At 68.4% G+C, this 22,749-nt stretch carries 18 protein-coding genes and 4 pseudogenes; 8 read left to right on the top strand and 14 right to left on the bottom strand.

From position 1 onward, the window contains the following. Nucleotides 1-930: 930 nt before the first annotated feature. The 4 genes and pseudogenes from ACIQI8_RS42405 to ACIQI8_RS42420 form a co-directional block, all read left to right on the top strand. Nucleotides 931-2,784, top strand: a complete 1,854-nt coding sequence (locus tag ACIQI8_RS42405; RefSeq protein WP_402363662.1) for a M1 family aminopeptidase — start codon at nt 931-933, stop codon at nt 2,782-2,784. Nucleotides 2,785-2,866: 82 nt separating this feature from the next. Continuing rightward, nucleotides 2,867-2,953: pseudogene (locus tag ACIQI8_RS42410) on the top strand (MarR family transcriptional regulator); the annotation flags it as partial. Nucleotides 2,954-3,014: 61 nt separating this feature from the next. Next, nucleotides 3,015-3,233, top strand: coding sequence for a hypothetical protein (locus tag ACIQI8_RS42415; protein WP_402363665.1), 219 nt, complete (start codon nt 3,015-3,017; stop codon nt 3,231-3,233). Between the two features lie 109 nt (nt 3,234-3,342). Further along, nucleotides 3,343-3,468: pseudogene (locus tag ACIQI8_RS42420) on the top strand (IS5/IS1182 family transposase); the annotation flags it as partial. A 393-nt stretch (nt 3,469-3,861) separates the two neighbouring features. On the opposite strand, the gene ACIQI8_RS42425 reads toward ACIQI8_RS42420, so the two are convergent. Together ACIQI8_RS42425 and ACIQI8_RS42430 are read right to left on the bottom strand one after the other, a co-directional pair. Further along, complete coding sequence (locus ACIQI8_RS42425) at nt 3,862-4,794, bottom strand: UTP--glucose-1-phosphate uridylyltransferase (RefSeq protein WP_402363668.1); 933 nt, start codon at nt 4,792-4,794, stop codon at nt 3,862-3,864. 114 nt (nt 4,795-4,908) lie between these two features. Further along, a complete protein-coding gene (locus ACIQI8_RS42430; RefSeq protein ID WP_402363671.1) occupies nt 4,909-5,133 on the bottom strand; it encodes a hypothetical protein in 225 nt (74 codons plus the stop codon). Nucleotides 5,134-5,280: 147 nt separating this feature from the next. Here ACIQI8_RS42430 and ACIQI8_RS42435 point away from each other — a divergent pair. Next, nucleotides 5,281-5,709: pseudogene (locus ACIQI8_RS42435) on the top strand (ATP-binding protein); the annotation flags it as partial. Nucleotides 5,710-5,736: 27 nt separating this feature from the next. Here the strand turns inward: ACIQI8_RS42435 and ACIQI8_RS42440 are convergent. From ACIQI8_RS42440 to ACIQI8_RS42485, 10 genes are all read right to left on the bottom strand, one after another. Next, nucleotides 5,737-6,237 (bottom strand): GNAT family N-acetyltransferase, encoded by a 501-nt coding sequence (locus ACIQI8_RS42440; RefSeq protein ID WP_402363674.1) that lies wholly within the window; start codon nt 6,235-6,237, stop codon nt 5,737-5,739. A 524-nt stretch (nt 6,238-6,761) separates the two neighbouring features. Next, a complete protein-coding gene (locus ACIQI8_RS42445; RefSeq protein WP_402363677.1) occupies nt 6,762-7,094 on the bottom strand; it encodes a 4Fe-4S dicluster domain-containing protein in 333 nt (110 codons plus the stop codon). After that, nucleotides 7,091-8,695: an FAD-dependent oxidoreductase gene (locus ACIQI8_RS42450; RefSeq protein WP_402363680.1), complete on the bottom strand. Its 1,605-nt coding sequence runs from the start codon at nt 8,693-8,695 to the stop codon at nt 7,091-7,093. Before ACIQI8_RS42450 ends, ACIQI8_RS42445 begins: the two co-directional genes overlap by 4 nt. Nucleotides 8,696-8,733: 38 nt before the next feature. Beyond that, nucleotides 8,734-9,549 carry an ABC transporter permease gene (locus tag ACIQI8_RS42455; protein ID WP_402363683.1) on the bottom strand — a complete coding sequence of 272 codons (816 nt, stop codon included), beginning with the start codon at nt 9,547-9,549 and terminating at the stop codon, nt 8,734-8,736. Continuing rightward, nucleotides 9,546-10,301, bottom strand: coding sequence for an ABC transporter ATP-binding protein (locus ACIQI8_RS42460; protein ID WP_402363686.1), 756 nt, complete (start codon nt 10,299-10,301; stop codon nt 9,546-9,548). The genes ACIQI8_RS42455 and ACIQI8_RS42460 overlap by 4 nt, the downstream gene beginning before the upstream one ends. Next, nucleotides 10,285-11,646 carry an LLM class flavin-dependent oxidoreductase gene (locus ACIQI8_RS42465; protein ID WP_402363690.1) on the bottom strand — a complete coding sequence of 454 codons (1,362 nt, stop codon included), beginning with the start codon at nt 11,644-11,646 and terminating at the stop codon, nt 10,285-10,287. The genes ACIQI8_RS42460 and ACIQI8_RS42465 overlap by 17 nt, the downstream gene beginning before the upstream one ends. Then, nucleotides 11,643-12,698 (bottom strand): aliphatic sulfonate ABC transporter substrate-binding protein, encoded by a 1,056-nt coding sequence (locus ACIQI8_RS42470; protein ID WP_402363693.1) that lies wholly within the window; start codon nt 12,696-12,698, stop codon nt 11,643-11,645. Before ACIQI8_RS42470 ends, ACIQI8_RS42465 begins: the two co-directional genes overlap by 4 nt. A 58-nt stretch (nt 12,699-12,756) precedes the next feature. After that, nucleotides 12,757-13,488 carry an ABC transporter ATP-binding protein gene (locus ACIQI8_RS42475; RefSeq protein WP_402363696.1) on the bottom strand — a complete coding sequence of 244 codons (732 nt, stop codon included), beginning with the start codon at nt 13,486-13,488 and terminating at the stop codon, nt 12,757-12,759. After that, nucleotides 13,485-14,375: an ABC transporter permease gene (locus tag ACIQI8_RS42480; RefSeq protein ID WP_402363699.1), complete on the bottom strand. Its 891-nt coding sequence runs from the start codon at nt 14,373-14,375 to the stop codon at nt 13,485-13,487. The genes ACIQI8_RS42475 and ACIQI8_RS42480 overlap by 4 nt, the downstream gene beginning before the upstream one ends. Before the next feature lie 870 nt (nt 14,376-15,245). Then, a complete protein-coding gene (locus tag ACIQI8_RS42485; RefSeq protein ID WP_402363702.1) occupies nt 15,246-16,025 on the bottom strand; it encodes a hypothetical protein in 780 nt (259 codons plus the stop codon). 209 nt (nt 16,026-16,234) lie between these two features. Between ACIQI8_RS42485 and ACIQI8_RS42490 the strand changes: the two are divergent. Continuing rightward, a pseudogene (locus tag ACIQI8_RS42490) lies at nt 16,235-16,652 on the top strand (serine hydrolase); the annotation flags it as partial. Nucleotides 16,653-17,783: 1,131 nt separating this feature from the next. Here the strand turns inward: ACIQI8_RS42490 and ACIQI8_RS42495 are convergent. After that, the gene (locus ACIQI8_RS42495) at nt 17,784-18,761 is read right to left on the bottom strand and encodes a cupin domain-containing protein (RefSeq protein ID WP_402363705.1); all 978 of its coding nucleotides are present in this window, start codon (nt 18,759-18,761) and stop codon (nt 17,784-17,786) included. A gap of 46 nt (nt 18,762-18,807) precedes the next feature. Here ACIQI8_RS42495 and ACIQI8_RS42500 point away from each other — a divergent pair, with 46 nt between their 5' ends. Next, the gene (locus ACIQI8_RS42500) at nt 18,808-19,668 is read left to right on the top strand and encodes an NAD(P)H-binding protein (protein ID WP_402363707.1); all 861 of its coding nucleotides are present in this window, start codon (nt 18,808-18,810) and stop codon (nt 19,666-19,668) included. 696 nt (nt 19,669-20,364) lie between these two features. Here the strand turns inward: ACIQI8_RS42500 and ACIQI8_RS42505 are convergent. Further along, complete coding sequence (locus ACIQI8_RS42505; protein ID WP_402363710.1) at nt 20,365-21,309, bottom strand: alpha/beta fold hydrolase; 945 nt, start codon at nt 21,307-21,309, stop codon at nt 20,365-20,367. A 116-nt stretch (nt 21,310-21,425) separates the two neighbouring features. Between ACIQI8_RS42505 and ACIQI8_RS42510 the strand changes: the two genes are divergently transcribed. Beyond that, nucleotides 21,426-22,406, top strand: a complete 981-nt coding sequence (locus ACIQI8_RS42510; RefSeq protein ID WP_402364072.1) for a helix-turn-helix transcriptional regulator — start codon at nt 21,426-21,428, stop codon at nt 22,404-22,406. Nucleotides 22,407-22,749: the final 343 nt, after the last annotated feature.

Consider the following 22,749-nt stretch of genomic DNA (forward strand, 5'->3'; position numbering starts at 1 on the left):
GGGGCTACTTCAGAGAGCCGTCGGCATTGCCCGACGTGTTCGCTTCTTGATGGGGAGCGGAGGCGGGCAGGGGAACGGAGAACTATACGGCTTTACCTTCCTCGGCGAGCAAGGTATCCCAGGTCGAGGCCAGTTGGAGCAGGGCAAGTCCGCGGCCCGACTCGTCATCGAAATCCTCCATGCCGAGCCACGAGGTCTGCGTACGGGCTGACCGCCGGGGCGCCGCGTTCCTGGCGAAGCCACGGGCGGGAATTGGCGACGGTTCGAATAATCCGCTCCACCAGTTTCGTACGCATGAACGCGAGGGTGAGCGGCGGACAGTGAAGGCGGATGCGCCGAAGGCCGGGCCGGGCCGCGTCATCGACGGCGCCGCGAATGTCGCCCTGCGGGCTCCCATCGTTGACCTGGTCCGCGAGCGGGAGGCCGGCGGTGACGCAGTCACCCGGCCGGGCGGGCGGCCGCGCCGCGCTCGCCGCCGACCGGCCACCCCCGACTCTCCCTCACGGTCACCGCCGGTCCGGTCCACTGTCGGGTCAAGGCGCTCCTGAACAAGCCCGCCTCACTGGCCGCCTGCTTCCCGGCGCCTTGACGGGGCCTCTCCTCGCCTGTGTGGTCCTGTCGGCCACGGCTTCCCTGGACGCTGCTGCCGATCTTCACAGCGGCATCGAGGTCGCCCAGGGCGAGAGCGGCCATCCGACGGGCCACGGCCGCGCCATCTCACGGCACACGACGCCGGCGACTGATCCCGGCCCACCAGATCCACGCAGGGTGAATCGGCCTCCGAACTGGTATGCACATCCCCATCGCACCTCCCATGTGGCATGCTCCCGTCAATAGATCCACGCAGCCCACGGTCACCCGCCGACGCACCCCAGCCGGTGGGTGGCCGCCGAGCAGACCGGGATCCCGGTCGCCCCAAAGGAGTTACGCGTGAGAACCACCCCCCACAGATCCGTCGCCGCGCGCGCCCTCGCCGTCGCCGCGCTGGCCGCCGTGTCCCTGCTCCCCGTCCACCCGGCGTCCGCCGCCACCGACGTCGCCGCGGCCTGCACGCCGACCCAGGCGGTCGTCAACGGCGGTTTCGAGAGCGGCACTTCGCCCTGGACACAGTCGTCCACGAGTGTGATCACCAGCCGTTCCGGCCAGTCCGCGCACGGCGGTGCCAGCTTCGCCTGGCTCGACGGCACCGGCGGCACGCACACCGACACGCTCTCGCAGAGCGTGACGATCCCGTCCGGCTGCAGCACCGCCACTCTGTCGTTCTGGCTGCACATCGACACCGCCGAGACCACCTCGTCCACGGCCTACGACAAGCTGACGGCCAAGATCGGCAGCACTACGCTGGCGACCTACTCCAACCTCGACAAGGCCACGGGGTACGTGAAGAAGACCCTCGACGTGTCGTCGTTCGCGGGGCAGACCGTCACCCTCGCCTTCACCGGTACCGAGGACTCCAGCCTCCAGACCAGCTTCGTCCTCGACGACATCGCCCTCGACACCTCCGGCGACACCACCCCGCCGGCGGACTCGACACGGACGCCGGCAGCGCCCTCGTACACGGTGAATCTGAGCAGCAACACCTCCGGCACCGTCTGGACCGGCCACGAGACCGCGACCTTCACCAACGCCTCCTCGACCGCGCTGAGCGAGGTGTACCTGCGGCTGTGGGACAACTACCACGGCACCTGCGCCGCGATGCCGATCACGGTCACCAACGTCAGCGGCGGTACGGCCGGTTCACTGTCGGTCGCCTGCACGGCGCTCCAGATCACCCTGCCGACGCCTCTGACGCAGGGTCAGTCCGCCACGATCGGTTTCGATCTGGGCATCACCGTGCCCAGCGGCGCCGACCGGTTCGGTCATGACGGCGCGTTCAACAACATCGGCAACGCGCTGCCCGTGCTCGCAGTGAAGGACGGTTCGGGCTGGCACCTGGACCCGTACACCAACAACGGCGAGTCGTTCTACTCCCTGGCCGCCGACTTCAAGGTGACGCTGGACCACCCGAGTTCGCTCCTGGTCCCGGCCACCGGCACCTCGACGGACACCCCGGGCTCCAGCGGGCGCACCGTCACCACGGCGACCGCGACGAAGGTCCGTGACTTCGCCTGGGCGGCAGGCCCGTTCAGCAAGATCTCCGGCACCTCGGCAGCCGGGACGGCCATCAACATCTACTCCGTCTCGGGCATCAGCTCCTCCGACGCCCAGTCGATGCTGAGCACGGCCAAGACGGCAGTCGACGCCCACGCCGGCCGCTTCGGGGCCTACCCCTACAGCGAGTTGGACGCCGTCATCGACAACAACTACTGGTTCGGCGGCATGGAGTACCCGGGCTTCGTCCTCGACCTCGTCAGCACCACCGCGCTCACCCACGAGATCGGCCACCAGTGGTGGTACGGCATCGTCGGCGACGACGAGTACAACAACCCCTGGCTGGACGAGGCGTTCACCGACTACGCCACCGACCTCGCCCTCGGCAAGACCGGCACCAACTGCTGGAACAGCGTCTCCTGGGCCTCCTCAGCGGAGAAGATCACCAACTCCATGGCCTACTGGGACGCCCACTCCTCCCGGTACTCCACCGTCGTCTACGGCTACGGCAAGTGCGCCCTGCACGATCTGCGGCGGCTGATCGGTGACACGGCGATGACCAACCTGCTGAAGAGCTACGCGAGTTCACACTGGTACGGCGTCTCTACCACCGCCGAGTTCAAGGCAGCGGCCCAGGCGGCGACCAGCACGGATCTCACGTCCTTCTGGAATACGCACCGTATCGACGGCTGAGCCGACGAAGGTCAGCCGACCGGGACGAGGAAGGTCAGCACCGAGCCGTCCCCCTCGATCAGGGGGGCGAGCACGGTGTTGAGCCCTGACCAGCCGTGAGGCCGTCATCAAGCGGTGGGAGGGCGCGCTGCGCGAGAGGGTGGGCAGTCTCGGCGCCGAGACCCCGGCAGCGGACGGCGGAACTCGCCGACCGTGAGCCGGTCCGGGTGGACTATCCACAGAAGGAACTCATGGCGAGACTCCTGGCGGACACCTGCGAGATCTGCGGAAACAAGGGCAACGTGCAAGTACACCGCGTCCGCGCCCTCGCCGATCTTGCACATGTCGGATGGCAGCCTTCCGACTGGGCGCGCGTCATGCTCCATCGGCGACGTAAAACCGTCGTGGCCCCTGACATCGGCCACGACCGTATCCATTCGGAAAGGCCAGCCAGACCACTCACGCCGTAGTCACTGGAGAGCCGGATGACCGGGAACCCGTCATGTCCGGTTCGGCGGGAGGCCGCGCGGAAGGGGACTCGCCCCACGGTGAGCATCTTGCCGCGCGGCCGACCCAACGTCGTGGCTGTCCGACTACCGCAGACTCAGCCCCCCTTATGAGCGCCATCCCCACAACTACCTGGCCTTCCGCGGTCTTGCCGCCGCCCTCTGCTGCTACAAACGGTTCGTCCGCCTCGCCACGTAGGACACGGTCTAAAACTGACGATCATCGTTGACACGTGGGTCCCCGATCACTACAGAGATCCACATGTCGAGGTCAACCCCACCGCCCCGCCGCTTGAGCCTGGCGGTGGTACGCCACGTCGAAGAGGTAACCGCGAACGTCGCGTTGTCCTGCCGGTACTGCAGGATCAACCAGCAGGCGTACTGCACCTGATACCGCCGATACCTGGCCGAGGGAGTCGAGGGCCTACGCACCCGTTCCACGGCGCCGCCACCGCCGACCGTCTACTGCTGCCAGCCGCCGAGAGCGACGGCATAGCCGACGCGGACCTGGTCCTGTCAGCCAATGAGCTCGCCCTGAATGCCGCTCGCTACCACATATCGCCGTGGCCGGGCGGCCGAAGGGAGCAGCGGATCAAGTGGTGGTGTTCTCCGTACCGGATGCGGAGTTCTCGCCGTCGCCGAGTTCGCGGGCCAGGTGGTGCAGGATGGGCCCGTACTCGGGGTGCGCGAGGGCGAAGGCCATCTGGGCGACGAGGTAGTCGGCCGGGTTGCCGGTGTCGTACCAGCGGCCCTGGATTACCTGGCCGTACACGGCGCGGCTGGCGGCGTAGGCGTTGATGGCGTCGGTCAGGTAGACCTCACCGGTTTTGTGCTCGTGCCAGCGCCTGGTCTGTTCGCGCAGTTCGTCGATGATGCCGGGGGTGATGACGTAGCCGCCGATGGCTGCGTACGCCGAGGGGGCGTCGGCGGGCTTGGGCTTTTCGACCAGGCCGGTGATGCGGAGCAGGCCGTCGTCGAGGTCCTCCTTGACCACGGGCACGCCGTAGCGCTGGGAGTCGCTCTTCGCCATGGGCAGCAGGGCCAGGACGGGGCAGTTGGTCGCCTCGTACGCGCGGACCAGCTGCTGAGCACGGGGTACATCGGCCACGAACACGTCGTCGGGCCAGAGCACCAGCATGGGCTCGTCGCCGAAGTTACGGGAGGCGTTGAGCACCGGGGTGCCGTTGCCGTACGGGCCCTGCTGGTAGAGGTAGGTGATGTGGCCCCGGCGGGCCAGTTCGGCGACCTCTTCCACCGCGTCTGCATATGCGGTCTTGCCGTCCGCGCGCAGCTGCTCGACCAGAGCGGGGTTGGGCTGGAAGTGGTCCTGGATCAGAGACTTGCCGCCGGAGACGACGATGGTGATGTCCGTGATGCCGGATGCCACCAGTTCGCGCACCGTGTGCTCGATCACCGGCTTGTCGCCGACCGGCAGCATTTCCTTCGGGATGGCCTTGGTCAGGGGCAGAAGGCGGGAGCCGAGTCCGGCGGCGGGGATCACAGCCCTGCGAATCGTCGGGGGCATCAGGTCTCTCTCGGTCGAACGGCACGTCGCGCCGGCCGGCGCGACGTACTGCGACGCTACCAACGCTCCTGCCCCCGGCCGGGCGGCAGCCGCTGATCCTGTTCCCGGTGGTGCTCACCGGCACAGGAAGGAACCGGTGTACTTCGTCACCGCGAAGTACCCGTTGGTGGCGATCGCCTGGATGACCTGAGCCCGCACCCGCTTGCGCAGTTCTGTGAAGAAGTCCTCGGTGAGCCGTTCGTCCTCCTCGGCGGAGGCGGAGCACTGGTTGTGCCCGACCTCGTAAAACCACATGAAGGGCTCGGGATCGGTAAAGTGCAGTTGGTCCTGCCAGGTCACCTTCTTCACCTGCTCGAAGGCGTCCGCAACGCCACAGGCGTACCGACACGGTTGGAAGGTCTTCTTCCAGGGGCCTAGTCCGCTGCCAGGTCAGTGACAGGCAGTCAGCCGGTGGACCAGGCACGCAGTTGTGCCGCGGCCTCCGCCCCCGCCGTGATCCACACCCTGGCCACCTGCGAGTGGGTGAAGAAGGCCCAGCCCCTCTGCCTGATCGGTGCCTCCGGCACCGGCAAGTCGCACCTGCTGATCGCATTGGGTACCGACGCCGCGATGGCCGGCTTCCGGGTGAAGTACATCCTGGCGACGAAGCTCGTGAACGAGCTGGGCTACATGGAACTCGACCGTCATGGCGCCGAGTTGATGTTCCAGGCGTTGACGGAACGGGAGGAGACCAAGGCCCTCGCCATCGCCTCCAACGAGTCCTTCAGCGGCTGGACCAGGACGTTCACCGACCCCAGGTTCTGCACCGCCATCGTCGACCGGCTCACCTTGAACGGCACGATCATCGAGACCGGAACCGACTCCTACCGCCTCGCCCCCACCCGGAGCAAAGCCGAGCAGTCAGCAGCCACATGAGTCCGCTACTGCGCCTGGAAACCCCCCTCATACCAGGACTGATGGCCGGTTCAACGAGTACACCGTGACAGGGTTTCCCGACAGTTCGTCCTTACGAAGAGGGGTGAAACCGAGCCTCTCAGCCACCCGCACCGAGGCGGTATTACCCGGCCGGATCATGGCGGTGAAGTAGTCCGGGTCCAAGACCGCGAATCCCCACTCCCTGCATGCGCGAGCCGCCTCGGTGGCATAGCCGTGACCCCACGCTTCGGCCTTCAGGGTCCACCCGAGTTCCACTTCGCCGAACACTTCCCAAAAGTTCAGGCCGCACCGGCCGATGAACTCCCCGCTGGACTTCAGCTCGACCGCGCACAACCCGTGCCCACGTTCAGCCCACTGGCGCTCGATCAACTCCAACCGCTCCAGAGCCTGCTGGTGGGAGTAGGCACCGACGAACTTGTTCACGCGTTCGTCCTCGTGGAGTGCCACGAACACGTCGGCATCCTCGACCCGCAGAGGCCGCAGCAGGAGCCGTTCAGTCTCGATCATTCGACCAAGCCTATCCACCCAGGAATTCGTGGGGGAAAGCGGTGCCGGACGGTCTCGGATCCGGGCTGCAGACGGGAGGTGATGATGCGGGGGTCGATGCCGCCGGCACGATCGACTTCCATACGACCGGCCTTCCCTCCGAGGATCCTCTGTCATGCCCCCGGTGCACCTGACTAACCGTCAGGTGTTGAGAGGTCTCGCACGGTACGAGCCAGGCCGCTGCTTGAGCAGCAGGCGATGGCTGATCATCAGCGGGTATCCCACCAGCAGGGCCGGTTGGATCAGGGGCAAAGTCACGTCGGCGGATGGCCAGTCGTCTCCGGTTGGGCCACTGCCCGGGATGCTGAGGCGTGGCGACACGCGGACGCGTCGACGCGCGCCACATCCACGTACAACCTGCGGTTCAGCGGCACCGGGGTGCTCACGTCAGCATGTCTACCAGGCAATTCGGGAGCCGATCGTTGCTGGTGCATGACTCTTCCGGACGGACGTCACGTCGTCGACGCCAGGCTCGGCGCCGGTTCTCAGTCGGGGTATCGGGGCCCTACGGCCGTGCGGGCGCCGAGCGCCCTTCCCCTCCCCCAGCCGAGTTCGCGGCGGTATCCGCCGAGGAGGCCGGACTCCTCCAGCTCCCGCACGTCGTGGAATCGCGAACCGGGTGCGACGGCGGTCACCAGTGGCGCGACGAACAGCGCGTCGGTGGGGCAGTACGCCTCGCACTGGAAGCAGGTCTGGCAGTCGTCCTGCCTCGCGAGCACCGGAACGCCGTCCGGGCCGCGGTCGAACACGCGCGTGGGGCACACCTCGATGCACAGGTCGCAGCTGATGCAACGGTCCGGTTCGACGATCTCGATCACGCGGCTCGACCTCCCGCCACGACCGCCGTGCGCGGCGCGGACTCCGGACGGCTCCACACCTCGTCCAACCCGCCCGTGAGCAGCCGGTAGTGCTGGGCAGGGTCCCGTTCCGGCCGGTCGATGCGCTTGTGCATGCCGCGCGACTCGGTCCGTTGCAGGGCCGCGTGGTACATCCATCGCCCGTGGGCCACCATCGCGGCCGCCTCCCTCGCGCGGAACACCTCCTCGCCGCTCGCGCCCAGCCCCTCGCGCACCGCCGACCACGTCTCGTGCAGGGAGCGCAGGGCCGGGCCCAGTCGGTCCGCGTGCCGCAGGTAGTTCAGGTCGTACGGCAGCACCTGCCGCTGGACGTCGGCGACCACCTCGCGATGGTCGACGGAGACGACGCCGGTCGGCCGCAGGCCGGCCGTGCCCACCGGTCGCAGCCGGCGGCCGGGGCGGGCTCGCCGGGTGGCGAAGTCGGCGGCTCCCCGGCCCGCCCAGCTGCCGGAGGAGGCGGCCCACGCGGCGTTGTGGCTGCCGCCTCCGGTGAACCCGCCGCAGATCAGCTCGCGCGTCGCGGTGTCGCCGGCCGCGTACAGGCCGGGGACGTCGGTCGAGCAGTCGTGGTCCGCGATCCGTACCCCGCCGGTCCCTCGTACGGTGCCCTCGGCCAGCAGGGTGATCTCGAACAGGTCGGTGAATGGATCGATCCCCAGCCGGTCGAAGACCAGGAAGGTGTTCGGCTGTCCCTTGCGCATGGCGCGCTGGTCGTCCGGTGTGGCCCGGTCGAAGCGGGCGTAGACCGGTTCATGCAGCAGCGCCCGGGCGATCGCGGACCGACCGCCCTGGCTGGCCGCGCCTTCGAGCACCGAACCGTCGGCGTGGTAGAAGTTCGCCCAGGAGTAGTAGGCGGTCTTGGTCAGTGACGTGCCCTTGGGGGCGATGGCGTAGGCGTTGGAGAACTCCATCCCGGACAGCCGCGCTCCCGCCTCCACGGCGAGCAGCGCGCCGTCCCCGGTGTTGACGTCGCAGCCGAGGGTCTTGGACCGGAAGGCGCAGCCGCCGGCGGCGAGCACCACCGCGCCCGCCTCGATGCGGACGCTCTCACCGGTCCTGCGGTCAAGTGCCCGCGCGCCCGACACGACTCCGTCGGCATCGGCCAGCAGCTCCAGCGCCGGGGTGTGGTCGAGGATGCGCACACCCAGACGCTGTACGCGGGTCCGCTGCCGGCGCATGTACTCGGGGCCCTGAAGGTCGCCGCGGAGCTGCCGGCCCCGGTCGTCCACGGGGAAGGGGTAGCGCTGCACCCGGGCGAGTTCGTCCATGCGAGCGTGGGTCTCGTCGAGAACCCGTGTCATCCAGTCCCGGTCGGCGAGGTGGCCGCCGAGGCCCTCCCGGGCGGCCATGGCGGCCTCGCGCAACTCGGGGACGTCGTCGACGTACCAGATGCCGGTGCCCACCGAGGCGGTCGCGCCGCTCGCACCGGTGTAGCCCTTGTCGGCCAGGACGACGGTGGCGCCGGTCTCGGCGGCCTTGATCGCGGCCCAGGTACCGGCGGGGCCACCGCCGACCACCAACACGTCGGCGGTCAGGGTCTGTTCGGAATCGGGACTCGTCATGGCATGCGTTCCTTCCCGGGGACGGGGACGGTGGGGAGTCAGGGCTTGAGGCGGCCGCCGGCGAACAGGCTGGCGGACCACGCCGAGAGCGCGGCGGCGAGGGACCAGACCGTGAGCAGGGCCCAGACCGCGCCGACGTCGCCCTGGCCCAGGAAGCCGATCCGCTCGACCTGGACCAGCCAGAAGACCGGGTCGAGATGGCTCAGGACGTCCCAGAGGGGCGGGAGTTGGTGGACCGAGTAGAAGACACCGCCGAGGAAGCCCAGCGGCAGCAGGAGGATCGACTCCATGGAGTAGACGTGGTCGAGCGACTTGGCGAGGCTGCCCGCGATCACGCCGACCTGCGCGGCCACCAGGAGCACGCCGAGGGTGCCGAACAGCAGGACGAAGGGGCGGGCGACACTGCCGCCCCCGGTGAGTGGCAGGGCCACGGCCACGACTCCCGTGCCCACGACGGCGCCTCTCGCGACACCGCCGCCCACCAGGGCCGCGTTGATCTCCCACCAGCGCAGCGGACTGGCGAACACGTCGTGGATGTACCGGTCGCGCCGGGCCTCGAAGAGACTGGTCGTCCCGTTGAAGAAGCCGACGTTGACGATCGCCTGGGCGAGCAGGCCGGGCACGATGAACCGGCCGTAGGAGACGCCGTCGACCGTGTCGACGTGCCCGCCGAGGGCGGAGCCGAAGACGATGACGAACAGCACGGTCGACAGCACCGGGCCGATGACGCTGTAGCGCCAGATGGTCAGGAAGCGCAGGACCTCGCGCTCCAACAGCCACAGGAACGGAGACCGTTCGGGCCGGAAGGGCTCGTCGTACGAGGGAAGGGCCGCCTGTTCCGGGGTGCCGGTCACGCCACCTCCTCCCCCGTGATCACCCGGTCGTAGACCTCCGACATGTCCCGCGCCGCGTAGCGGCTGCGCAGGGCGGCCGCGGAGCCGCGGTCGACGATCCGGCCGGCCCGCAGCAGCGCGATCTCGTCGCACAACGTCTCCGCCTCCTCCAGGTAGTGGGTCGTCAGCAGGACGGTGGTGCCGGCCGCGTTGAGGGACTTGACGAGCCGCCAGATCTCCGAGCGCAGTTCCACGTCGACGCCGGCCGTCGGCTCGTCGAGGATGAGCAGGCGGGGCCGGTGCATGAGCGCCCGGGCGATGACGAGCCGGCGCTGCATGCCTCCGGACAGTTCGTAGGCGCGTGCGTCCGCCTTGCGGTCGAGACGGAACACCGCCAGCAGTTCGTCGGCGCGCCGCACCGCCGCCTTCCGGCCGATGCCGTGGTAGCCGGCGTGGTAGACGAGGATCTGCCGGATCGACAGGAAACGGTCGACGTTGATCTCCTGCTCGGCCAGGCCGAGCAGCCGGCGCGCCTCGCGGCTGCGATGGTCGTGGCCGAAGACGGTGAGCGTGCCGGTGGTGGGCCGGACGATGTTGCACATCGAGCCGATCAGCGTGGTCTTGCCCGCGCCGTTAGGCCCCAGCAGGCCGAAGAAGGCTCCGTCGGGGATCTCCAGGTCCAGCCCGGTGACCGCGGTGAAGCCGTCCTCGTACGTCTTGCTGAGCCCGTGGACGCGCAGGGCCGGCGGTTCGCCGTCAGTGGCCGGACACATGTGTCCCCGCCCGGTGGAACTGGTTGGCCGGCACCGGCAGTCCGTAGTGCTCGCGCAGTGTCGTGCCCTCGTACTCCGCGCGGAACAGGCCCTTGCCTCGCAGGATGGGCAGCACGTGCTCGATGAACGCCTCCAGGCCCGAGGGGAGGGCCGGCGCCATGATGTTGAAGCCGTCGGCGGCACCGCCCTCGAACCAGGTGATGATCGCGTCCGCGACCTGTTCGGGCGTACCGACGAACTCGAAGTGGCCACGACCGCCGCCGAGCCGGGAAATGATCTGACGTACCGTCAGTTTCTCTCGCACGGCGAGCTCGATGATCAGTTCGGAGCGGCTCTGCGTGCCCTCCAACTTCGGTCGCGCCAGGATGAAGTCAGGGAGCGGGGCGTCGAGTTCGAACACCGACGGCTCGGTCTCGAAGACCGCGGCCAGCTGGCGCAGCCCGTACTCGGGTACGCGCAGTTCGTCGAACCGCCGCGCCAGCGCCTGTGCCTCCTCCTCGGTCGATCCGATGTACGGGACGATCCCCGGCAGCACGATCACCCCGTCCGGATCACGGCCCGCCGCTCGGGTCCTGGCCTTGATGTCGGCGTAGAAGGCGGCCGCCCGCTCATAGGTCCGGTGGGCGGTGAAGATCGCCTCGGCGTGCCTGGCCGCGAAGTCCTTGCCGTCCTGCGAGGAGCCGGCCTGCACGAGCAGCGGATAGCCCTGAGGCGGACGCGCGACGTTGAGCGGGCCGGCCACCGAGAAGTGCCTGCCCCGGTGGTCGATCCGGTGGAGCCGGTCCAGGTCGGCGTAGCGCCCGGTGACCTGGTCCGCCACGACGGCCTCGGACTCCCAGCTGTCCCACAGCGCCTTGGCGACGTGCAGGAACTCGTCGGCGCGGGCGTACCGTTCGGCGTGGGCCGGGCGGTCCACGAGGCCGAAGTTGGCCGCCTCGTCGGCGCCCGCCGAGGTGACGATGTTCCAGCCGGCCCGGCCACCACTGACATGGTCGACGGAGGCGAGGCGACGGGCGAGGTTGTAGGGCTCGTTGTACGTCGACGACACCGTGGCGATGAGGCCGATCCTGCTCGTCGCCTGGGACAGGGCGGTCAGCAGCGTCAGTGGTTCGAGCTGACCCGGCGGCCGGAACTCGCCGGTGCCGTTCAGGGCCGGGCCGTCCGCCAGGAACAACGAGTCGAACTTGGCGCTCTCGGCCAACTGGGCGAGCCTGACCCAGTGTTGGAGGTCGAAGTCGGCCCGCGGATCGCTGTGCGGGAGCCGCCAGGCGGCCTCGTGATGGCCTGCCTCCATGAGGAAGGCGTTGAGGTGGAGCCGGCGGCGCCCGGCCCGCCCGAGGCTCATGAGGTGACCTTCAGCTTCGAACTGTCGTAGCCGGCCGGGAGGAGGTTGTCGGTGATCGAGGCGACGTCGACCGTCTTGGTGATCTGGCCCGCCTCGAGGAAGGCGTCGGCGAGCTTCTGCTCCGCCGCGATGTCCGACTTCTCCACCGGTGTGACCCGGTTCTCGAACGTTTCCAGGGAGGCCTTCGCGTCGGCAAGGGGGATGCCCTCCTCCTTGGATATCGCCTCCGCGTACTTGTCCTCGTGCTTGATGGCCCAGGCGAACTCGTGGGCCAGTCGCTTCAGGACGTCCGTGAGGGCTGCCCGCTTCGTCTTGTCGTTCAGCGACTTCTCGCTCGCGACGTAGTAGCTGCTCGTCTGGTCGATGGGCGGCAGGCCCTTGGCCAGGATCCGCGCACCGCCCTTGACCGCGATCGCCGACTGGGGGTTCCAGATCGACCAGGCGTCCACCTTGCCGGTGTTGAACGCGGTGGCGCCGGCGGCCGGGTCGAGGAAGACCAGCTTCACGTCCTTGGGACTGAGACCGACGCTTTTCAGTGCGTTCAGGGCCAGGCCGTGGGCCGAACTGCCCTGCGGGACGGCGAGCTTCTTGCCCTTGAGGTCCCCCAGGGTCTTCAGCGTCGAGCCCTTGGGCACGATGATGTTCTCGTTGGCCTGGTCGGGCTTGAGCGAGCGGTTGACGGCGACGACCTTGAAGCCGAACTCCTTCGCTGCGCCGGTGATCGGCGGCACGTCGCCGACGCTGCCCAGGTCGATGTCGCCCGACGCGGCGGCCTGCACGAGCGGCGGCCCGTAGGTGAAGCGGGCGAACTTCACCTTGTAGGGCGCGTTGTCGAAGACGCCGGTGATCTTCGCCAGCTCCTGGCTGCCGTCGCCTCCGTTGTCCCCGATGGTGAAGGTGTAGTTCTTCCACTCGGGGTGGGCGTCGGCGCTCGATCCGCTCACGTCGCTCAGCGGTGCTGCCGCCTCCGTCTCCGTTCCGCAGGCGACGAGGGGGCCCGCGAGGGCGAGCAGGCCGAGGGCGCCGACTGTCCGGGAGATTCTTGTGGGCATCGTTCTCACATGCTTTCTGTGCGGGGACGGGAGGAAGCGGGGGGTGACTTGCGTGGATTCAGTGCTGGTTGGCGAGGCCGAGGTCTGCAAGGAGTGCGGAGCGCAGCTCCTCGCGGGCGACACTCGCCTCGCGGTCGGCGGCCGTGAGGTCGATGACGTGGGAGGTGCCGATGCGTCCGTCGCTCATGACGACGACGCGGTCGGCCAGCGCGATCGCCTCGTCGACGTCGTGGGTGACGAGCAGCATGGCCGCGTGGTGTTTGCTGCGAAGCGCCCGTACGAGGTCGTGCATGCGCAGCCGGGTGATCGCGTCGAGCGCCGCGAACGGCTCGTCGAGCAACACGAGTTCGGGCTCCGACACCAAGGCCCGTGCGAGCGAGACCCGTTGGGCCTCGCCGCCGGAGAGCTCTTTGGGCCAGGCCCTCTCGCGGCCCGACAGTCCCACCTCGGCCAGTACGTCGAGGGCGCGCCGGTCGGCGTCCGCCCCGTGCAGGCCGAGAGTGACGTTGCGCAGTACTCGCTGCCACGGCAGCAGCCGGTCGGCCTGGAAGACGATCGCCCGCCTGGCCGGGACCTCCACCCGCCCGCCGGCTGGACGGTCGAGGCCGGCGAGCAGGCGCAGGAGGGTGCTCTTGCCGCAGCCGGAGGGGCCGAGCAAAACCACCAACTCCTCGTCGGCGATGGTGAGATCGAGCTGGTCGAGGACGGCCCGGTCGCCGAACCGGCGCACGACCTTCTCCACGACGGCACCGGCCTGCTGCCGGGGCTGCGTCTGGGCAGTGGTGCTCATGACGCCTCATAACTGGGACGCCACCGCAGCAGCACCCGCTCGAGAACCCGGACGAACTGGTCGGCTAGCAGACCAAGGAGCGAGTAGATGACCAGCCCCACGAAGACCTGGCCGGTCTGGAGATAGGTCTGCCCCTGGGTGATGAGAAAGCCGAGGCCCTTGTCGGCGTTGACCGTCTCGGCCGCGACGAGGCCCAGGACGCTGTAGGCGAGCGAGAACCGCAGGCCGACCAGGAATCCCGGCAGGGCCCCGGGAACCAGCACCCGTGTCACCAGGCGCCAGTTGCCCGCCCCCGTCGTCCGCGCCATCTCGATCAGCCGCTGGTCGACACCGCGGATCGCGGCGAAGAGGTTGACGTACATCGGGACGCCGGCGCCGAAAGAGATCAGCAGCACCTTCGTGAGCTCGTCGATGCCGAACCACACGATCATCAGCGGCAGCACCGCCAGCAGCGGGATCGTGTTCAGGATCTGCACGACACCGTTGAACAGGTACTCACCGCTGCGCAGCAGCCCGCCCAGCACCCCGCTGACGATGCCCACCGTCAGACCGACGGCGAGTCCGATACCGGCGCGTTGCAGCGAGATGGCCAGGTCCGGGCCGAGGACGCCCTGTTGCCACAGGTCGACGGCGGAATTGACGATCGAGGTCGGCGCCGGAGCGTAGGTCTTCTTCAGCGCTCCCGCTCTGGCGAGGATCTCCCAGGCGATGAGGATGACGACCGGGGTGGTGTAGATGCCCAGCGGCCAGCGCAGCCGCTCGCGGAGTGTGCTCAGCGGGGTCCGGCGACGGGCGTCGAGCGGCAGGAAGACCTCGCGTCCCGCCGTACCCGTGGCTTGTGCGGCCGTCGGGGCGACGACCGGCCTCTTGATGCTGACCTCGGTCATACGAACGCCCCGATACGGTCGGTGAGTTCGCGGATGGTAGGAGGCATGAGGAGATCTCTCCTGAGGGATGGGGCGCGGGCGAGTTGTCGGGTGAAGGCCGTGCGACCGTGCCGGTACAGCGCGCGCTGTCCGGATGGCCTGCACACGTCCCGCCGCAGGCACGTCACTTGCACGACGCAGGAGTGAGCGGGAGCAGGGAGACAAGAGGGGTCGGCAGAAGGGCGGTCGCCCGCCAAAACCGCACTCCGTCAGGGAGACATCGCCACGGAGGAGGGTCCGCACCGCCTTCTCGGCGGTACGCCTTCCCCCCGCGACGGCCGCGGCCGAGGGCCGCTCAGCGGATCAGCGATCCGCCGGGGGAATCAACGACAACAGAACGCGCTGGAGACGTGCGCCAGGTCGATGTGGCGCCTCCGGGTCAAATCCACACGCGGGGTCATAGCAGGTGAGTTGAGCAGAGACCTGCCCCGTCGGTCAATGAATTCCGGACAGGTCTCACAATGCGGAAACATGGATACGGTCCCGGCCCGCCGCGGCCGGTTGGCACCGTGTCACCTGTGTGAACAGCCGGCCGCCACGCCGCATCCCTCGGGCAGGATGTCCCCGTGCTCATCGTCATCGGCGGCCTGCCCGCCACCGGCAAAACCACGCTGGCCCGGCTCCCGAGAGCGTCGCCGCCCCTGGTCCGGAGTCTCGGGATGACCGTGAACCCGCGTGCACCAGCCGGGCGTTGGACGGGGTGGACGTCGCTACGAACGCCGGCCAGGTCGAGGCCGAGGCGAGAACCCGCGTGTGCGGTGCGCAACCCCGAGGCCGCGTCAACGGCCAACGCCGGCCCGTACGTTGCGTACGAGGCCGGCATCGTCGGCGCTACTTCAGGTTGAGCGTGTCGCCGGCCGACACCTTGCGGGAGGTGGTTGTGGTGCCGGGGAAGTACCAGCGCCAGTTGCCTGCCGAGGTGACGGTCACCTTGGTCGTCAGTTTCCCGACGGTGCCCGTCGTCACGGTCTTGACCGTGCTGTAGTGCGCGGCGCCCTTCTTCCTGAACTGGAGCTTGACCTTCTGCCCGGGGTACCCGTGGTACTTGAGGTCTTCCCAGTTGGCCCGCGAGAGCTTGCCGGTGACGGTCACCTTGGCGTTCTTGGCAGCCTTCTCGGGTGCGATGACCGTGGTGAGCTGGACGGCCCGCTTGACCTTGTAGTCGGCGATGTCGTCGGAGATCCAGTAGTCGCCGTCATTCGCCTTCACGGTGGCGTTGACCTGCCAGACACCGGCGACCGTGTTGGAATTGATGTCGTCGCTGTCGGCGATCCAGCCGGGGTCAATGGTCAGCGTGGCCCGGCACACCGATGTCGTCGCGCTCTTCTTTGTGCAGGAAGAGTCGTCGTTCCAGGTCGCGAAGGTGTAAGCGCTCGTCTTGTTGAAGGTGCTCACGTCCGTGAGGCCCTTCGCGCCCGAGTTGTCCTTGACCGTGATGTCGACCGGGTAGCGGATCGTCTTCGCGACGCCAACGATGACGTTGCCGCCGCCGTTGACGACGGTCTTCACCACCCGGACGTCACCCCGCCCCTCCGCATGCGCCCCGGTCGCCGTCGTAAGCACCAGGACCGCCGCGCCGCCGGCCGCGGCCCAGGCCGTTCTGCCCCTCATGATCCTCCCCTTGTCGTGTGCGTGCCAGGAGAGGCTATGCGATCAGCCAGTGCAGCCATCACAGGGCAGCACCCGTGACGCGGTGCCGAACGGGTGGCTGTTGACGCGCACGGTCGGCACCTCGGGCCACCACGATGCTTGCATCCCCCTCGCGGGTTTGGGAGCCGTGGTGCCGATCCGGGCGGGCCCCCGACTTCGTCGCCTGGGCCGCCTGGAAGACGACGTTCGGCGGGGTCGGCGGCGCGCTGGTCTCCACACCCGCCGACCTCACCCGCTTCATCACCGCGCTCGTCCACGGTCATCTGCTGCCCGCGGACCAACTCGCCGACGCGGCGGACGGTGGCCGCCGACCCAGACCGGCTCTGGCCCGGCGCCCGTTACGGCCTCGGCCTCATCGCCTCCCCGCTGCGCTGCGGCGGCCTGAGGTGGGGACACGCGGGGACCGTGCCGGGAGGTCACCGCGCGCTCACCGCGGTCGGGCCGGGCGGACGGAGCGTCGCCGTCGCGCTCAATCAGGTGCCGGACACCCTCCAGGCCGGACAGGACTGCCAGGAAGTGGCCCAAAACGCCCTGTGTGAAGGGCGGTCTTCCGCAGGAAGACATCCAACAGAAGGGGAACATCAGTGATCCGCCCAGCCCGCTCATGCTGCCCGCCACGGCCCTCCCGGCCCAAGCAGCCGCCTCCGACTCCCTCGCCTGTACTGAACTTGATCGGGTGATGTCGGGTTGTTCGCCGGACGGTGCGCAGGTGGCCTCGGTGGTCCTGGTGCGGTGACCACCCCCTGGCTTCCGCTTGCAGCACCTCTCAGTGCAGTACCAGGTGGCACCAGCGATCTGCTATCTCGGCCGGCATCTCGATGGCGCTGGAGGCGAACGGAGTGTCCGGCTTGTGAGATTCGCGAACACTGGGATCGATTGGCTGCCGCTGAGCAGGCGTGGCTCACGGAAATGTGGCCGGGCTGCGTGCCTGATGGCCCACCACCAGGCGAGGTCCTGCCACCGGAGGACGGGCGCCTGGAATTCTGGATTCGTGATCCCCTCTTCGGTCCGGTGCACTGACATCCAGCCACGCTCGGTTTCCTCTTCCTCGCCGCGGCGGGTGTCACATTCACCCGCCGCGCCATAGGAGCTGGACTACGCCACGAGGCGCAGCCACGCATCTGATCGGGCCATCACCTTCCTCGGGCGTCGGGTCTCCCGTGCATGCCGCCGAGGATCCCGTCGTCCATATCCAAGGGGGGTGTCTGGGAACGGGTCAGAGGCCGGAGGGTCGCGTAATCAGTAGGTAGCTACTGAGCAAAGAGGGGCGACAGTTTTCGAGACGGCCTGGGGCGGGGACGGCAGAACAATGAGAGACCGTCAGGCTCAGGGTTCGGCCGGCTAGTGCCTGCCGTATGGCCGCGGGAGCTTCGCGAACAGCGCCGCGGGGAGATGGATGTGCTCGGTATGTGCTGGTAGGCGCCCAGGCGGCTGGTGGTGGCACGCCGCGCGATCGGTGTGTGGGGCGCCAAGCTACCGTGTACGGCATTGTCATGCCATGCCGTTTGCGCAGCTCAGAGTGGGTGTAAGGCTATGTGATGCGCTACTGCGACGGTCGTCGATGCACGTCTCTGGCGTGGTGTGTGGGCCCTGCTTGCATGCCCTGATCGATGAAGGACCCATTCCGGGCCAGCTCATACCCCTCGTGCGGGATGAGCGACCCGCGCGGGGCCGCCTGTACGTCTGTGACACACGCGTGCCCAGAGCGACCGCTCCGGCTCACCGTTGAGCATCCGGCGCCCGGACGCCGCCAGAGGGGTGCTCCGGGCCGGCGGGCTTACTCTCGTCCCTGCCCCGGGCGGCGGCTCGGTGCTCTGTGCGCCACCGTCCCGGGGAGCGGCCGTGGCGGCGCCGGAACGCGGTGGCGAAGGCGTACTCGTTGCTGTAACCGACGTCTGCGGCGATCACTGCGAGGGTGTCGTCGGTGCCGATCAGCGCGTCCTCGGCGCGCGTCATTCGCAGCCCGGTCAGATACCGGGCCGGTGGAACGCCCACGACGCGGCCGAACTGCGCCGCGAAGCCGGCCCGTGACAGGCCCGCCAGCTGCGCCATTGCCGGGAGGGTCCAGTTGTGGGCGGGGTTGGCGTGCAGTGCCTCCAGCACGCGCCGCAGGTGCGCGGAGTCGAGCGCCCGGTACCAGCCGGGTGCGGCCTCCGCGGTCTGCCACCAAGCCCGAAGCGTGTAGACGAGGTTCACGTCCAACAGCCGGTCGAGCAGCACCTGCTGCCCTTCCGCGTCCTTCGCGGCTTCCGCCGCGAGCAGTTCCACTGCTGCCCGGTGGGCCGGGGTCTGGTCGGCTGCGCGCACGATCGCGAACGGAGGGAGACTGCGCAACAGGGCCTCGCCCACGCTTCCGGAGAGCACGTACGCGCCGCACATCACGATGGCCGACGCATCACCCACAGGCCCCGGCGCCGATCCGGCCTCTCGTGCCTGCCCGATCGGCACCGCGTCGGCCCCCGGCGCGCTGACCAGCGCGTAGGGAGCACCCGCAGTCGCCAGCAGCACATCACCCGCCTCGACACGGGCGGCCTCCTGGCCTTCTCGCTCGACCCAACCGGATCCGTGGAGGAGGAGGTGCGCGGTGAGCGGACGGGTGCCGGCAAACTGCAATCCCCACGGCTCCACGCGATGCAGCACGGAGAACACCGCGCCTTCCGCACGAGCGCGCGACAGCTCGTTGCTCAGAATGTCCACCCCACCCAGAGTAGACGAACACGAATGTTTCCAAGCGTTACAGGCATTGGATGACCTGCTGCGGACTCCTATCGTCGGTGGCATGTCTACTCATGTCATCCTCGGCGGCACCGGCAAAGTCGGACGCCGCCTCACTCGGGCCCTTCGCGAGGCAGGCCACACCCCGCGCGCGGTGAGCCGCAGCACACCGCTGCGATTCGACTGGCGAGACGAGGCCAGCTGGCCGACCGTACTCGACGGCGCCGACGGCGTGTTCATCATCGGACCCGGGTCCGCCGCGGACTGGAGCAACACACTCGGCAGATTCCTCCACGCCGCTGTTGATGCCGGCGTTGAACACGCCGTACTGCTGTCGGCGCGAGGAGTCGAATTCCACCCGGGCGGAGCCGTGGACACCGCGGAAAAGGCACTCCAGGCCGGCCCGCTGGCGTGGACGATCCTGCGCCCCACCCACTTCGCGCAGAACTTCACTGAAGCGATGTTCACCCCGCTCGACGGACAGATCATCGCCCCGGTCGCCGACGGCGCAGAGCCCTTCATCGACGTCGACGACATCGCCGAGGTCGGCGCGGTCGTCCTCGCCGGGCGCGGCTATGACGGCCGCGTGCTCGAGCTCTCCGGTCCCGAGGCAATCACCTTCACGGAGGCCGCCGAGACGCTCGAGCGAGTGACCGGAACATCGGTGCGCTTCTCCACCGAGAGCGACGACGAGCACATCGCCCGGCTCCGGGCGGCCGGCACCCCCGACGGGTACGTCCAGTGGCGGATGGCGATGCTCCGCGGCATCCGTACCGGTGCGGACGCCTACCTCTCCACCGGCGTCGAGGAGGTTCTGGGCCGTCCTGCCACCGGTTTCGCCGACTGGGCCGCCCGGGAAGCCGTTGCGGTGACGGTGACCGCGCCCTGATGACCGCGGCGGGTGGGCCACAGGTCCGGTGGGGTGGGCGGCCCTGTCCGAAGTGAGGCCCCAGCTGCTCGACGGCTGTCTCACCGGCACCGGTCTGGCCCTCGACGCGTGACCAGCTGGGCATCTGCCACCCGCACGCATGATCAGGAGCATCGCGTCGCCTGGAGGAGGTTCCCGCCCGACGAATCGAGTGAGCCCATGAGCGACGACGTCCTCTCTGTCATCCCGACCGACCCGCACTGGCAGCCCGCGGCTGAACGTACTGCGTCGATCGTGGAGGACCTGGCCCCCGGGCTCCCGGCGACGTCGACGTCGAGATCGACGTCACCTGGCACGACACTCACCGTTGTCGACTGTGGTCAGAATCTGCAGAAGATCGGTTGCCCCCACTGCGGCACCTCGATCGACACCGAGTGGTGGGGGCGACCTACTCGAAGCCCACTGCGACGACGGCTTCGCAACCCTCGCCGTGACGGTCCCCCTGCTGCGGCACCGCGACCTCGCTGGACGCACTGGACTACGACTGGCTCTGTGGCTTCGCTCGATTCGAGATCGCCAGCTGGAACCCCCGAGCGCGCCTGATTCAGCGACGAGGAACTGAACGCCATCGGGGACGCACTCGGACATCCAGTGCAGCAATCAGGGCCCACACCTGAAACACCTCAGCCCGTGAGACCCGACATCACGAGTTCAAGTTCAGTAGCCCTGCCGTTCCAGCCATTCCGAAATCACCTGGTTGGTTTCTTCTGGCATTTCCTCCTGGATCCAGTGACCGCAGTCCAGGCCGACCACGTCCACGTTGGGCACGAACTCTGCCAGTCTTTCGAATCTCGGGATCGCGAAGTCCTGGTCACCGTAGATCATGAGGGCGGGCTGCTTGATGATCGGGTCCACGTCCGCCAGCAAGCGCCAGTTGCGGTCGAGGTTCCTGTACCAGTTGATGCCGCCCGTGAATCCAGACGTCTCGAACGCGGACACGTAGACGGCCAGATCACTGTCGCTCATGATGGGCTCACCGAGTGGTGTTTCCGCCTTGGCGAGGTTAATAAATGCCATGCCCGGCTCAGGGGGTGCGGGGGGCACGTTCTTCCGGTAGAGGTTGCGGAGGAACTGGGAGGGGTTGGCATCAAATGCGGCGTCCGCGACGCCCGGTTGCCGGTTGAAGTGGACGAAGTAGAAGTCGCCGCCGAGGAAGGTTTCCATGACCTCTATCCACGGCATTTCTCCGCGCTCCTGGTAAGGCAGGCTCAGGTTGATCACCTTGTTCACCCGGTCAGGGTGCAACAGGGCCAGTCCCCAGACGACGAACGCACCCCAGTCATGGCCGACGAAGGTGGCGTCCTCGTAGCCGTAGTGGTCCAGGAGCGCGACGAGGTCACCCGTCAGGTGTTCGATGTCGTAGTCCGTCACCTCGGTCGGGCGGGATGAGTTGCCATAACCCCGCTGGTTCGGCGCGATGACGTGGTAGCCAGCCGCTGCGAGGACGGGCATCAGGTGACGCCAGGAGAAGGCGTGCTCCGGCCAGCCGTGGCAGAGCACGATGGGCTTGCCCTTGTTTTCTCGGCCTGCCTCGAAGACTTCGAGCTCCACACCGTTGACCTGGATGAGGGTGGGCTCGGGAAATTCTGCTTGATTGAACACTGCATTTCCTCGCTGGGGGTGTTCGCTGGCGGTCGACCTCCTCGATGAGGCCATGTCGCCATCGTGCTCCCCAAACCGGTCACCCCATGACCGGTTTTTCTGAGAGTTTTGTCAGTATGCGATCCGATCGGCTGGTGGCCATACTCCTCTTGCTCCAACGGCGCGAGCAGGTGACAGCCGCGGAGGTCTCCCGAGAGCTGGACGTCTCCGAGCGCACCGCCCGCCGTGACCTCGACGCCCTGGCCATGGCCGGGGTGCCCGTGTACTCCGTACAGGGCCGAGGTGGCGGCTGGCGCCTGGTGGGCGGTGCTCGTACCGACCTGTCCGGGTTGACCGCCAGTGAGGCACGCGCCCTGTTCCTGGCTGTCGGTCCGGCCTCGGATGCGACGCCGGCGATGAAGGCAGCTCTGCGCAAGCTCGTCCATGCTCTACCGAAGCCCTTCCAGGTGCAGGCCGAGGCAGCGGCGGCGTCGCTGGTCGTAGACCCGCAGCGATGGGGGGCGAGCCGGATCGAGCACCAGCCGCCTCGCTTCCTCGACGAACTCCAGGACGCGGTGATCAACGGCGTCCAGGTGTCGCTCGGCTACGTCGACAGCAAAGGCGTCGAAACCCGGAGAACCGTCCAGCCGCTGGGCATCGTCGCCAAAGGTCCTGTGTGGTACCTCGTCTCCAACACCGAGACCGGCCGACGGCTCTTCCGGATCGACCGCGTGTCGTCGGCCGACCCGACCGGCGACCCTGTGCACCGCCCCGGGGACTTCGACCTAGCCGAAAGCTGGAATGAGATCGCCAAAGAGGTCGATCGCAAACGCATGCCGCTGGAGGTCCAGGCGGTATGCACACCCGACGGGATAGGCATACTCCGGATGGCGCTCGGCGACCGGCTCAACGTGGGAGGTTCCACGGCCGACGGCCGCATCGAGGTCGTGATCCGCGGCCCCAATGAGTCCATCCTCGCCGGCGAGCTCTCCGGACTGTTCGAATGGGTCGAGGTGACCGGCCCGCCGGAGGTCCGAGACCACCTGGCCTTGATCGGCAACGCCCTCGTCGAACGATACGGCCGGCCGTGCACCAGCGGAGACCTTCACCCGTCTTGAAGCGGACGAGGCAGAGCTTCGAGAACAGTTCCCCTCGAGAGGGTGGGTTTGTCCGTTCCGGCAATCGCCTGGTCACGAGTCGGCGGGTCTGCCGACCTGGCTCGCTGCGGGTGGACTGGACCGTCTCGTGCCAGGTCAGCATCGCCACGCACTCGGCGCGCTTCCGGGGTCAAGGTCGCGACGGGCGATGCAGGTTGTGGCGGCGGCTGGCGCCTCGTAGGCGAGGATTCGCCTGGCGGTGCTCGGCCAGGGCGTCTACGGCCGTCGACATCGACAGCCTGCCACGGGCCCGCGGGCTCAGGGCCTGTGTCACATCCTCTTTCCGCAGGTCACAGCGGCCTGA

It is taken from the genome of Streptomyces sp. NPDC092369 (assembly GCF_044755245.1).
GTDB lineage: Bacteria > Actinomycetota > Actinomycetes > Streptomycetales > Streptomycetaceae > Streptomyces.

Coding starts and splice junctions, on each gene's coding strand:
- ACIQI8_RS42470 (WP_402363693.1), bottom strand. CDS start 12,698: ATGCCCACAAGAATCTCCCGGACAGTCGGCGCCCTCGGCCTGCTCGCC.
- ACIQI8_RS42425 (WP_402363668.1), bottom strand. CDS start 4,794: ATGCCCCCGACGATTCGCAGGGCTGTGATCCCCGCCGCCGGACTCGGC.
- ACIQI8_RS42480 (WP_402363699.1), bottom strand. CDS start 14,375: ATGACCGAGGTCAGCATCAAGAGGCCGGTCGTCGCCCCGACGGCCGCA.
- ACIQI8_RS42475 (WP_402363696.1), bottom strand. CDS start 13,488: ATGAGCACCACTGCCCAGACGCAGCCCCGGCAGCAGGCCGGTGCCGTC.
- ACIQI8_RS42485 (WP_402363702.1), bottom strand. CDS start 16,025: ATGAGGGGCAGAACGGCCTGGGCCGCGGCCGGCGGCGCGGCGGTCCTG.
- ACIQI8_RS42465 (WP_402363690.1), bottom strand. CDS start 11,646: ATGAGCCTCGGGCGGGCCGGGCGCCGCCGGCTCCACCTCAACGCCTTC.
- ACIQI8_RS42440 (WP_402363674.1), bottom strand. CDS start 6,237: ATGATCGAGACTGAACGGCTCCTGCTGCGGCCTCTGCGGGTCGAGGAT.
- ACIQI8_RS42460 (WP_402363686.1), bottom strand. CDS start 10,301: ATGTGTCCGGCCACTGACGGCGAACCGCCGGCCCTGCGCGTCCACGGG.
- ACIQI8_RS42510 (WP_402364072.1), top strand. CDS start 21,426: ATGCGATCCGATCGGCTGGTGGCCATACTCCTCTTGCTCCAACGGCGC.
- ACIQI8_RS42415 (WP_402363665.1), top strand. CDS start 3,015: ATGGCGAGACTCCTGGCGGACACCTGCGAGATCTGCGGAAACAAGGGC.
- ACIQI8_RS42450 (WP_402363680.1), bottom strand. CDS start 8,695: ATGACGAGTCCCGATTCCGAACAGACCCTGACCGCCGACGTGTTGGTG.